Annotated in this window: 10 protein-coding genes; all 10 read right to left on the bottom strand. The window is 45.1% G+C overall.

Going from position 1 to position 12,512, the window contains the following annotated elements:
• Positions 1–23: 23 nt before the first annotated feature.
• A complete protein-coding gene (locus L5L94_RS02390) occupies positions 24–2,684 on the bottom strand; it encodes a sensor histidine kinase (protein ID WP_113939544.1) in 2,661 nt (886 codons plus the stop codon).
• Between the two features lie 2 nt (positions 2,685–2,686).
• Complete coding sequence (locus tag L5L94_RS02385; RefSeq protein WP_168824076.1) at positions 2,687–3,448, bottom strand: TorF family putative porin; 762 nt, start codon at positions 3,446–3,448, stop codon at positions 2,687–2,689.
• A gap of 34 nt (positions 3,449–3,482) precedes the next feature.
• A complete protein-coding gene (gene kdpC, locus L5L94_RS02380) occupies positions 3,483–4,082 on the bottom strand; it encodes a potassium-transporting ATPase subunit KdpC (protein ID WP_168824074.1) in 600 nt (199 codons plus the stop codon).
• A gap of 9 nt (positions 4,083–4,091) precedes the next feature.
• Positions 4,092–6,110, bottom strand: coding sequence for a potassium-transporting ATPase subunit KdpB (kdpB, locus tag L5L94_RS02375; protein WP_131525163.1), 2,019 nt, complete (start codon positions 6,108–6,110; stop codon positions 4,092–4,094).
• Between the two features lie 2 nt (positions 6,111–6,112).
• Positions 6,113–7,837: a potassium-transporting ATPase subunit KdpA gene (gene kdpA / locus L5L94_RS02370; protein WP_263160961.1), complete on the bottom strand. Its 1,725-nt coding sequence runs from the start codon at positions 7,835–7,837 to the stop codon at positions 6,113–6,115.
• 8 nt (positions 7,838–7,845) lie between these two features.
• The gene (locus tag L5L94_RS21865; RefSeq protein ID WP_105252297.1) at positions 7,846–7,926 is read right to left on the bottom strand and encodes a potassium-transporting ATPase subunit F; all 81 of its coding nucleotides are present in this window, start codon (positions 7,924–7,926) and stop codon (positions 7,846–7,848) included.
• A 225-nt stretch (positions 7,927–8,151) separates the two neighbouring features.
• The gene (locus tag L5L94_RS02365; RefSeq protein ID WP_263160959.1) at positions 8,152–9,150 is read right to left on the bottom strand and encodes an FAD:protein FMN transferase; all 999 of its coding nucleotides are present in this window, start codon (positions 9,148–9,150) and stop codon (positions 8,152–8,154) included.
• A gap of 52 nt (positions 9,151–9,202) precedes the next feature.
• A complete protein-coding gene (locus L5L94_RS02360) occupies positions 9,203–10,684 on the bottom strand; it encodes a TrkH family potassium uptake protein (RefSeq protein ID WP_263160957.1) in 1,482 nt (493 codons plus the stop codon).
• Positions 10,685–10,696: 12 nt separating this feature from the next.
• Positions 10,697–11,056, bottom strand: coding sequence for a DUF4118 domain-containing protein (locus L5L94_RS21860; RefSeq protein WP_411569090.1), 360 nt, complete (start codon positions 11,054–11,056; stop codon positions 10,697–10,699).
• Positions 11,057–11,343: 287 nt separating this feature from the next.
• Positions 11,344–12,504, bottom strand: a complete 1,161-nt coding sequence (locus tag L5L94_RS02355) for a trans-sulfuration enzyme family protein (RefSeq protein ID WP_173496602.1) — start codon at positions 12,502–12,504, stop codon at positions 11,344–11,346.
• Positions 12,505–12,512: the final 8 nt, after the last annotated feature.

Below are 12,512 nucleotides of genomic sequence, written 5' to 3'. Positions count from 1 at the left end.
AAGGATATTTTGGCTAAAAATGATTAGCCAGGAACGGGATAGTCTAACGGCAATTCAACTTCAAAACGAGTACCTTGCCCCTGTAGGCAATCGGTAACGCGAACACTACCGCCGTGTGCAGCTATCATGCCTTTGCAAATAGCCAGCCCCATACCTGTATTCTGTTTTTTCTGATCGCCATCGGCAACCACATAAAACATATCGAAAATTTGATCCCTATGACTGGCGGGAATCCCCGGCCCTCTGTCTTCAATGGCAATACAGCAACGGTGATTAGAAATGGTTAATTCAATACAAATAGGCTCTTCTGGTGGTGAAAATCGAACAGCATTCTCTAGAATGTTAAATAATCCTTGTTCAATCAGCGCCGCATGCACAAATAGGAGTGGGGGTTCTTTTTCTCTGTGATATTCAACGATTGCATTAGGGAAATAGCGTTTAAGCCTGCCAAGTACGCTGCCAATAATGTCATCTGCCGAAACCCAATCACGCTCTATGCTCAAAGTGCCATGACCCAGGCGTGTCATATCGAGTAGATTTTGGATATAGCTGTCCAAGCGACGGCTTTCTTGCAAAATAGTATCAAGTAGCTCGTTGCGGTCAGCCTCTAGCAATTGTTTATTCAATAGTTTTAAGCTCTCCGCCGCCCCCATCATGGCTGAGAGTGGTGATTTTAGATCGTGAGACACTGACGATAATAATGCGGAACGTAACTGCTCAATTTCTGTTTTCACCCGTGCTGATTCAAGATCTGACACTAACTGAATACGCCGCCATGTATTAGCGCCTTGCTGTAACATGGCCAGAATAAGCTCTCTATCAAACGGACTGAGTTCGTTGACCGTAGGTTGCCAATCTAAAATCGCCGCGCCAATCGTCGTACCTTCTAGTTCAATGGGGAACACACTCACACCCGATGCGCTCAAGGTATCGCTCAAACGCCCCGCCGCTTGCCCATGGCGCAAGGTCCAATCGATTGCGGCTAAATCAAGGTCGTTAAATGGCGTATTCAGCAGCGGTAAATAGGATCGCTGACCGTCTTTACGCTGCAAAACAATATAACAATCGGCATTCACTGAACCAGCAATCTTGCGCCCTATCGTTTGCCAAAGGGCTTTTTCATCATCGGCGACCGATAATTCTTGGGCAACATCTTTTAAGGTTTCAGCATAACGATTTGACTCACGCAGCAAAATAAACTGATTTCGGATCCGAGATGCCGCCGGTCCACTGATAAGCCCTATACACATCAAAAAGATTAAAGTGGCAATATCATCCTGACTATTTACATTCATAGTAAATTTGGGATCAGTAAGAAAGAAATTAAAGCTGAAAAAAGACCACACCGCGGTTGCCATGGCAGGCCTAGCGCCATAGGTTAAACCAATGCTGACAATCAAGAAAACATATAACAACACCAGATTGCCATTACTGAGCCAAGTATCTAAAAATGCCACCAGCGGAAAAATAACCACCACGCCAATCAGCCCAAGAATATGGCCTCGAAGATCACCAAAACTGGCTTTAGGCGTAATGGGATCTCGTACTTGCATTTGGTTTTCGGGTGCGTGATAGACACTCACCTCAACAGGTAAACCAGACTCAATCAAACGTTGATACAGCCTTTTACGCCACCAAGGATAGGTGCGTTTCACACCCGCGCCGACTAATACTGTGTTAATTCGATGCAGGGCTATGTAAGGTAAAATGGCCTGATAACTGCTCGTGTCGCGTAATACTTCAGTCTGCGCGCCAAGTTCCTTCGCTAAAGCAAAGGCCTCATTTAGCCTTTTCCGCTGATAAAGGCCCAGCGCTTTGCCAGTATCGACCCAAAGCACTAACCAAGGAATTTGCCGCCGCTCGGCAATCTGCCGACCTATGCGGATCAAATACTGATGATCACTGCTGTTACTCACTAAAACCAGCAATCTGTCTTTGAGAACAAAATCCGTTCCCTGTGCTTTGGCATCGAGTTCACAAATCAGTTTTGCATCGACTCGCTCTATGACTTTTTTCATTGCCAATTCGCGCAGTGCAGTCAAATTCGAGACCGAAAAAAAAGCATCTAAAGCCGAGCGAGCATACTCTGGCAGATAAACTTTGCCTTGCTGTAAGCGTTCGATGAGTGTTGATGGCGGTAAATCAACAAATATAATTTCATGGGCTTCATCAAGGAAGCGATCGGGGACGGTTTCCCGTACCCGCACTTGAGTAATTTGCAAAACCAGATCATTCAAACTGACCAAATGTTGGATATTGACTGTGGTATAGACATCAATGCCCGCAGCTAATAATTCTGCGACGTCTTGATAGCGCCGTTTATGGCGACTACCGGGGACATTCGTGTGGGCCAACTCATCGACTAAGATAAGCTTAGGCCGACGAAGCAGCGCTGCATCCAAATCGAATTCCGTTAAACGATTATGATGATAATCAATGGGTTTACGTGCCAATACCTCAAAACCCGCTACCATGGCCTCGGTATCGGCACGCCCATGGGTTTCCACCAGTCCAACCAGCAAATCGACACCTTGCTGGGCCATTTCCCTTGCCGCACTGAGCATTGCATAGGTCTTGCCCACGCCAGGTGCCGCCCCAAGAAAAACCGTCAGTTTACCTTTATCATTTTGCTGTATCTGACTTAAGAGCGCATTGGCTTGCTGTGTTTGACTGATTGGTACCACGATTAGAAACTCCTTGAAAGACTCACTATCCAGCGCGCATCACACAGGGACTGGCACTGACTCTGCGATAAATCCGTATCGACATAACCGACACTCAACACATCCTGCTCAGTCATATTGAGGTTCAGCCCAACTCGCCAATCTAAATAGTGGCTATTGCTAGCGGCCATAGAACCTAAAAACAGTGCCATATCTTGCTGAGAAGCAAAAAAATTGCTCCCAAGATGCAGTACTAGACTTACATTAGAGAACAGCTGCGGTTCATAACTGGCGTAAACATACTGAAAATCGTCCACATTCTCGCCAAAATAATCAGGAGAATAAACCAGCCCTAACTTAGCATCGGCGTAGCTTACCACAGCATAAATTTCGTTATAACTCAGGTCGGTATCGTCCTGAGAGTATTGGTAACGTATCACGCCTAGGTCCGTTGTTAAGCCATTATCCCAATCTTTAGCCCAGCCAGCGGACAAGTCGAGTTCTAAACTTCCATCCCCAAATTCGATGTTACTGCCCCAAAGCGAGCCATACCAGCCAGAATCATGGCTTAGGGTATACCCTGCTTGAACTGCAGGTCCTTCATCAGTTTGAGAAATACCGCGAAACGCATAATCACTTATGAGCATCACACTCCCTTGACTCTGCCAAGAGGCATTGCCCCCATGAGTCTCAGTGCTGGCAAGCGCGCCCATAGAGAGTGAAGATAATGCCATGATCACACTCGCACAGAGGCGCGAACAAGGAGCTGACTTAATCGGTAACATAAAAATTTATCCTTAAATTCAGTAGAATATTGTTTTATTGAGCGTGTTTAGCAATCTGGTCGAGAGCGAGGTTAAGCTTGAGCACATTGACGCGCGCTTGCCCAAAAATGCCCCACTGCGGTGGTTCGATAAATTGCGCCACTAAGGTCAACACTTGTGGTTCGGCTAACTGTCGAGCCTGAGCCACGCGCGCAACTTGCAGTTTGGCCGCTGCGGGTGAAATATGGGGATCCAGTCCCGCGCCCGATGTGGCGAGTAAATCCACAGGGATATCAGCGGCCTGAACGGATTCTCTGGCTTGGATTTCTTGGCTTGTTGCCATCACACGTTCACGTAACGCCGGGTTACTCGGCGCAAGGTTACTACCACCTGTCGCCATAGGATCGTAACCGACAGCGCTCGGCCGACTAAAAAAATAGGCCGGATTAACAAAGGGCTGAGCGATGAACTCAGAACCCATAGCAACATTATCCCTGTGGATCACACTGCCCTTAGCTTGTACGGGAAATAAAGCGCCACCGAGCTGAGTCACAGTGCCGGTATAGACAACACCACACACAAATAACAGGGCGAGACTGGCTCTCAATCCCATAACGGCATGCTGGGTTTTAGTGGTATATACGATTGAATTCATTACTGTCTCCTAGAGCATAAGTGCAATGATTGAGTCGAGTGCTTTAATGCCGACAAAGGGTAAAATCACCCCACCTAAGCCATAAATCAGCATGTTATTTCGCAGTAATTTTTCTGCACTTATGGGTCTGAGCTTGATGCCTTTTAATGCCAATGGAATTAAGGCGGGAATGATAAGAGCGTTAAATACGAGCGCTGCGAGTACGGCTGAGGTTGGGCTGTGAAGCTGCATCAGATCCAGTGCACCAATCGCAGGCAAAGCCCCCGCAAATACCGCTGGAATAATGGCAAAATACTTAGCCACATCATTAGAGAGAGAAAATGTAGTCAAGGCGCCGCGGGTGATCAGCAATTGTTTTCCGACTTCAACGATAGCCAGTAATTTAGTGGGATCTGAATCCAAGTCCACCATATTGCCAGCTTCTTTAGCGGCTTGGGTACCTGAGTTCATCGCAAGACCTACATCGGCCTGCGCTAATGCCGGCGCATCGTTAGTACCATCCCCCACCATAGCCACTAATCGACCTTTGGCCTGCTCTGCGCGAATAAGGGCAAGTTTATCCTCAGGTTTAGCTTCAGCGACAAAATCATCAACCCCAGCTTCGGCGGCAATCACGCCAGCCGTTAGCGGATTATCCCCTGTCACCATGATGGTCCGTACACCGAGCGCTCTTAAACGGGCAAACCGCTCCGCAACGCCTGGCTTAATCACGTCACTTAAGGCTATAACCCCTAAAATGTGCGTGCCACTGGCGACGACTAAGGGAGTCCCCCCCTGCAAAGCCACTTTGCGGATAAGCGCGTTAACTGATTCAGGCCAGTGAATTTGATGCTGCTGCGCCCAAAACTGCATCGCATCGCCAGCGCCTTTAATGCCTTGAATACCATCGGTTAAAATCACCCCAGAAACCCGAGTCTCCGGCGTAAATGGGATAAAAGTTGCATCCGTAGGTTTGACGGGCAATACCGCGCCCAAATCTATGGCCAATTTGAGTACAGATTTCCCTTCAGGGGTGGGGTCATCGAGGGAAGACAGTACCGCCGCATCACGCAACATCTCAGCTGCAATGCCTTTCACGGGTAAAAATGCGGTCGCTTGACGATCACCGAAAGTGATAGTGCCAGTTTTATCCAGCAGTAACGTATCGATATCCCCCGCAACTTCCACGGCTTTACCCGATTTAGCGACCACATTGGCGGCTAAGGCGCGGTTCATGCCTGCAATACCAATGGCGGGTAACAAGCCACCAATCGTCGTTGGGATCAAACACACTAACAGCGCAATTAACATAGTGTAATCAAGGCTTGCACCGACGAAACCCGCCATGGGTGGCAAAGTCACCACCACGATAAGGAAAACCGCAGTCAATGATGCAAGTAGCACAGTCAACGCCGTTTCGTTCGGTGTTTTCTGACGCTTCGCCCCTTCGACCAGCCCTATCATACGATCTAAAAAGCTATTCCCAGGATCGTTGGCAACCAGCACGGTAATTTCACCCGTAAGTACCTTAGTGCCGCCAATCACACCGGAATGATCTGTGCCTGCTTCACGCAGCACAGCCGCAGATTCACCGGTAATCGCCGATTCGTTGATAGTGGCTATCCCTTCAATGATTTCACCATCGGCAGGAATATAATCACCCTGTAAAACCTTCACCTTATCGCCTTTGACAAGCAAAGTTGCGGATACTGATTCCAACTCACCGTGGCGTATGCGCCGAGCCTGCAAGGCCTCTTTCGCCGACTTTAAGCTAGCAGCTTGTCCGCGCCCCCTTGCCTCTGCCACGGATTCCGCAAAGTTAGAAAACCACACGGTAAGCAAAAGAATAAGGGTCGTGGCTAGCTCAAAACCAACAGTCTCGCCATTGAAGAACTTTTGTCCTGTGATCAAAGCGGCAAGTAAAGCGCCGACCATCACTACGAACATCACAGGGTTACCAGCCATACTCACTAAGGACATTTTCTTTACAGCACCAAAGGCAGCTTGCTTCACGCCGGCGCTATCTAATATTTGAGCAGGTTTATGCATGACTATTTCTCCAGACTCATAGTGGCAAGTTCTAAAGCTTCGCCAATAGGCCCTAATACAGCTGCAGGTAAGAAAGACAGGAAGTTAATGATTAAAATCACGGCAATAAGGGTGAAACAAAAGGTGGGACTCTCGAGCTTCAAGCTCGCGTTACTATCGGGGCTCACTCTTTTACTCGACATCATCCCCGCAATTGCCAGCGGTAAAAACAGCGGCAGGTATCGACCGAGCAGTAAGGCGATAACGCAACTGATATTCCACCAAGGCGTGTTATCACCTAAACCTTCAAAACCCGAACCGTTATTAGCAAAAGCGGAGGTATATTCGTAAAAGACTTGCGAAATTCCATGAAAGCCGGGGTTGCTGTTGCCCGTAATACTCGGGATAGCCACAGTGATCGCCGTCAAACCTAAGACACACAAGGTAGGTAAAACTAATAGACTTCCCAAAAGGGTGATTTCACGGGTTTCGAGCTTACGACCAAATATCTCTGGCGTACGGCCAATCATCAATCCCGATAAAAAAACAGCAATCCACACATAAACGATAAAGTTAACAAAACCGCAGCCAATACCGCCCCATATCGCATTGAGTAACATGCCTGATCGCGTCATCAATCCCCCTATTGGATTGAAGGAATCGTGCATGGCATTGACCGAACCGTTAGAGGTTTGTGTGGTAAAAGAAGCCCATAGCGCCGATAGCTCAGGTCCAAAGCGAACTTCTTTACCCTCCATATTAGGCCCTTGGGCGCTTAATCCCACAAAGGCAGCGTTGGGTTGCAACTCGCTGTACACAGTTGCCCCAAGAAAACTGACGCTTAATAAACCCATAGCCACCAGAGCCATCAAGGTAAATTTTTTGCGTCTTAGCATTCCACCAGCCATAAAGACGACGGCCATAGGGATCAGCACTAAGGCAATGGTCTCGATTGCATTACTGACTGGCGTTGGGTTTTCTAGCGGGTTACTACTGTTGGGGCCATACCAGCCCCCGCCATTAGTACCTAACTGCTTAATGGCCACCATAGATGCAACGGGGCCAATCGGAACGACCTGCTCAGTAATAGGTGATGCAGAATCTAAGGTGTTCACTTTTTGCGCACCGTCAAAACTACTCGGTACGCCTTGCCAAGTCAGTAACAGCGCCACAATAGCCGCTAATGGCAGCATAAGTCTGAGTACACCGCGCACTAGGTCAACATAATAGTTACCCAGATTTCGAGCCTCGCCCTCTTTGGCGCTGTCATTATTCAACCCGCCTAACATTCCCCGCAAAATCGCCACACAAACAGCCAGCGCCATGGCTGGAGTGACAAATTGCAGCGTGACAATGACAAATCCTTGGGATAGATAACTGAGCTGAGCCTGCCCGGAATAGTGCTGTTGATTGGTATTGGTGAGGAATGACACCGCAGTGTGCAACGCCAGATCCCAAGATAATGGTCCTATACCATCGGGGTTAAGTGGTAACACATGTTGGAATTTAAGGATAAGAAACGCCAAAATGCCAAGTACCAAGTTGCTGATAAGAAACGCCGCACCATAAGATTTCCATGTCATCCCCGAATGGGCATTTACGCCTATAGCCCGATAAATCCACTTTTCAATGGGATTAAATAAACGATCTGAAAAATGGGACTGACCAGAGAAAACTCCTGTCATATAGGATCCCAACAGCCATGCGAGCCCAAGCGCAGTAGTAAAAATAAGGGTAATTTCAAACATAACGACTCCTAAAACTTATTAGGGGCAAACATTGCCACTGCTAAGTAGATGAAAAGTGCTATGGAAAGTATTAGAAATATCCAGTCCATATAATTTGTCCTTAAGAAAGTGAGTAACAGGACAAATATATGAATTAACCGCGTAAAGTCTCTAGAGTTCAAATGACTAATCCCGTAAAGAATACGTAAAAGTCATCATAATCAGTGGTAAATAAGGCCACAATAAACCATGGCATTAGCTATAAAAGTAAAATAAAAATGCCAGCTAGAAATACTAACTGGCATTAACACATGACCAAGCGATGATATTGTAGATTAATTAAGCTCTATATTTTTCATTTTATTATAGCTATCAGTCTTAATCTCTTTAAGTACACCTTTATTGTCATCAATAAATAATGCTTTTATATCATTCTGATTAGCGACGACGAATCCTTCTTGACTTCCTAAACATAATAGCGCTGTAGACCAAGCATCTGCTCTAGCCGGATCCGTTGCCAATACAGTTACAGATACTGTGTTATGGGTTACGGGTTTACCGGTTCGCGCATCAAGAATATGTGAATAACGCTGCCCTAAATGATCAAAATAATGACGATATGTACCCGATGTCATGATCGCTTGAGGGAAATCAATAAGCAGAACCTTTTGCATTGTTCGCTGTTCGGGCAGCGGTTTTTCAATCGCGATTTTCCAAGCAGAACCATCGAGCTTACTGCCGTGTACGACCATTTCGCCGCCAATCTCTACCAAATAATTATCGATATTGTATCGCTTTAGCACATCTGCAACTTTGCCTACGCTATATCCCTGTCCAATCGAAGATAAATCAAGATGTACCTCTGGCAAATCTTTAGTTAACATTTGATTATCAATACTTAAATGATGTAAGCCTACATAGGTTAATGTCTGTTGAAGTGCACTTTCTGTAGGAATGGTTAATTGGTTATGGGTAAATCCCCACAAATCGAATAATGGTTTAATGGTCAAATCATAACAACCCTCCGTTTTTGAAGTGACCTCCTTGGCTATCCCTATGAGCCCTAAAATATCATCCCCGACCGCCATAGCGGAGTGCATACTGTTAAAACGAGAAATCACTGAATCTGAACGATAAGTAGACATATAAAGATCTATTTCTGCCAATTGCCGCTCAATCTCGCGATTTATCTCTGTACTATTTAACTTGTCTTTACTCCAAAATGTCACATGCCAACTCGTCCCCTGCGCAAGGCCTTCTAACTTGGTATAAACTGGCGATTTCTGACACCCTACTAGCATAATGAGTAATATACATCTCAATAACCATTTCATTTAATGACCCTCCCAGTCAATTCGACAAATTAACCATAAAATACACTTAAAATTAAAATCGCCAGAATGCCCGTGAGAAAATGATGAGTACAGGAAATATTTCTAATCGCCCAAAAAGCATAGCGACACACATCAGCCATTTAGCCGCATCTTTTAACGTGCCAAATCCAGATGCAGTGTCACCATAACCAATCCCCATATTATTAATGCACGCGGCGACGGTTCCAAAGGCGGTGGCAAAATCATGTCCAATGGCGACCAATCCCCATACAAAAACGCAAGTAAAAAATATGTACAGGAAAAATAATCCCCATACTGAACGAATGACTCTGTCTGAAACGACTTGACCACTGATCTTTGTTGTTAAAATGGCATTAGGATGAACCAATTGATGAATTTCTCGGATCCCTTGACGGTACAAAAGTAAAAATCTGACAGCTTTAATACCGCCACAAGTAGAACCAAAGCATCCACCAAAAAAGCTCGCGCCTAATAATAAAAGCACAATATGACTGGGCCAATTAGGATAACCTGCAGAGCCTAATCCATTGTCCGTCATAACTGAAACTGTTTGAAAAAATCCATGTACCAATGAATCTTTAATATCAAAAGTTTGAGTACGATTCAGCTCTAAACAAGCGATCCCAACAACGATAGATAATATGAGAATAAAAAATCGAACCTCCGCATTATACCAAATAGGCTTGAAGCTTCGCCGAACTAACACTATGTAGTATAAGGCGAAATTGATTGCTGCAAGTATTGAAAACACACCACCCACAAGCTCAATTGCAGCACTGTTATAATATCCTAAGCTGTCACTATGTGTGGAAAATCCACCCAATGAAACGGTAGATAGACTATGACATATGGCATTAAACCAATTCATTCCTGCAAGTTTATAAGCAACTGCACAACCTAAGGCAAGTACGCTATAAAGCCCCCATAAATTTCGAGCCGTATCCGCAAGGCGGGGCGTCATCTTTTCCTCTTTCATGGGACCTGGCATCTCAGACTGATATAATTTTGCGCCACCAATACCAAGAAATGGCATAATTGCAACGGCCAAAACAATTATCCCTAACCCACCGAGGAAATTAAGCTGTGCTCGATAAAATAAAATCGATTTGGGTAGTTCATCAATATCTGAAAAAATCGAGGCTCCAGTCGTCGTAATGCCAGACACACCTTCAAACATGGCATCGGTTAAACTCAAGTCCAATCGTCTATCAAGAAGAAAAGGTAATGCACTCATTAAGGAAAATATCAGCCAAAATAAACAAGCGACCATGAAGCCATCACGTTTTTGCAGATTTTTATTTTCCTCACTTGTAATCTTCCAACCGACCACACCAATAAAAAGGGAAAGGAGGAATGTGATTAAAAATGGAGTGATATATCCATCTTTATAAAATAATGCAACAGCGATAGGCATCAACATGGTGAAGCTATATATGACAATCAAAAAGCTACATAGATGAATTATGGTATGAAATCGAGAGCTAAATTTCTGTATTCCACTGACTGCAATCATTCCAACTCACCTTTAGATATTTATCGTGAAAGACTTAATGAATAATTTATTAGGCATCATAAAATACAAGCGCTCACGTCCTGTTCTAAAATCATATGCAATCGATAACAGAGTTAGGTTAGGAAATAGATCTTCCCCTAATACTCTTTGTTGTCGTCTAAGGTGGATTGCAAGTTGACTTATCGTCGCGACAATGGTTATGACAATAAAAGCGATTAGATTGATAAAAACAGCCACATCTATCATTGGGAGGGAATAATAAGGAGCGTTAAATAAAAAATGAACACGAATAGCTTCAAAAAATGCAGCCATATACGCATATTGAAAACAACATTGAAGTGTAATCATAACGACAACGAGTTGGAGTACAATAATAATGCTTTAGATGACACCCTCCAAGAGGGTAAATACAAGCAAATAGCGAGTAAGCACTCAGAAATAAAGCTCAACCTAACAGAGAGTTTAAAAACACTTAGTTTGTCCATCAAAATGTAAGTCGTTATGTCATACAGATTTTCACTTTAACAGACGAAAACAATTCTGACGCGTAAAAAAAACGTAAAAAATTACGGGAATTAACTTTATATAGACGAAATTAATAACATTATACTTTTGAAATCCCCAATCAATTTAACTGGGGATGGCTAGTATCAATATGCTTAAATGGCTAAGGCTTGCTCAAGATCGGCAATCAAATCTTGAGGATCTTCGACGCCAATGCTCAATCTAATCAGGTTGTCATTCACCCCTGAAGCTAGCCGACTCGCAGCATCCATAGCGGCATGGGTAGTGCTAGCGGGGTGGCAGGCAAGGCTCTCTAAGTCGCCTAAACTGACCGCTTGAGTAAACAAGTTCAAATGATCTAAAAACTGCGCCGCTCGATTAAAGCCCCCTTCGAGCTCAATACTCACCATACCGCCAAAGGCGTTGATGGTTTCACTCAGAACTTGATGACCTTGATCCTCTGCTAGCCCTGGGTAATAAACTTTTGCAACGCTCGGATGGGTTGCAAGAAAAGCGGCGACCTTAGCCGCGCCCGCAAGATGAGCATCCATTCGAAGTGCTAAGGTACGTAAGCCTCGCTGTAATAAATAGGCTTCCTGTGGCCCAATCGCGGCGCCGATATGTTTAAGCGCTATAGTGCGAATAGGTTGCATTAATGCCTTAGGTCCAGCGACAACACCTGCGATTAAATCGCCATGGCCACTTAAATACTTAGTGGCACTGTGCATCACGATATCAATGCCATGTTCCAGCGGTTTGAATAAATACGGGGTTAAAAACGTATTATCACAAATGGTTATAGCGCCCACTTTTTCGGCGGCAAGCTTAACCTTACGGTAGTCACTGACTTTTAAGGTCGGATTGGTGATGGGCTCAAATAAAATAATTTTTGTTTCGGCGGTAATCTCTGCCAATAAATGATCATCATCTTGATAACGGCGCACAGTAATACCCGCGCGGGTTAACGTTTGGATTAAAAATGCCGCAGTGCCACCGTATACGGGGTCGATAAATGCGATTTCATCACCTTGACTCGCTAAGGCATAGAAAATACTGCTGATTGCCGCCATCCCACTCGCAACAACGAGTGATTCATCAGCCCCTTCCAGTTGTGCTAATTGATATTCAAGCGCCTGCACTGTCGGATTCGCCATGCGACTGTAGATAAAGCCCGGTTGCTCACCTGCAAAACGGGCTCGACCATCCTCGGCACTACCGTAGGCGAAGGTGCTACTTTGATAGATAGGAGTTGTAAGCGCGCCCGTCGAGTTATCAGCGGCATAATGGGTGTGAAGTAATTTAGTTTTAAATTGCATAATAGATC

Source organism: Shewanella sp. SM21, assembly GCF_025654335.1.
GTDB lineage: Bacteria > Pseudomonadota > Gammaproteobacteria > Enterobacterales > Shewanellaceae > Shewanella > Shewanella oncorhynchi.
This window is presented reverse-complemented; position numbering and strand designations above follow the sequence as displayed.

Coding starts and splice junctions, on each gene's coding strand:
- L5L94_RS02385 (WP_168824076.1), bottom strand. CDS start 3,448: ATGTTACCGATTAAGTCAGCTCCTTGTTCGCGCCTCTGTGCGAGTGTG.
- kdpC (WP_168824074.1), bottom strand. CDS start 4,082: ATGAATTCAATCGTATATACCACTAAAACCCAGCATGCCGTTATGGGA.
- kdpB (WP_131525163.1), bottom strand. CDS start 6,110: ATGCATAAACCTGCTCAAATATTAGATAGCGCCGGCGTGAAGCAAGCT.
- kdpA (WP_263160961.1), bottom strand. CDS start 7,837: ATGTTTGAAATTACCCTTATTTTTACTACTGCGCTTGGGCTCGCATGG.
- L5L94_RS21865 (WP_105252297.1), bottom strand. CDS start 7,926: ATGGACTGGATATTTCTAATACTTTCCATAGCACTTTTCATCTACTTA.
- L5L94_RS02365 (WP_263160959.1), bottom strand. CDS start 9,150: ATGAAATGGTTATTGAGATGTATATTACTCATTATGCTAGTAGGGTGT.
- L5L94_RS02360 (WP_263160957.1), bottom strand. CDS start 10,684: ATGATTGCAGTCAGTGGAATACAGAAATTTAGCTCTCGATTTCATACC.
- L5L94_RS02355 (WP_173496602.1), bottom strand. CDS start 12,504: ATGCAATTTAAAACTAAATTACTTCACACCCATTATGCCGCTGATAAC.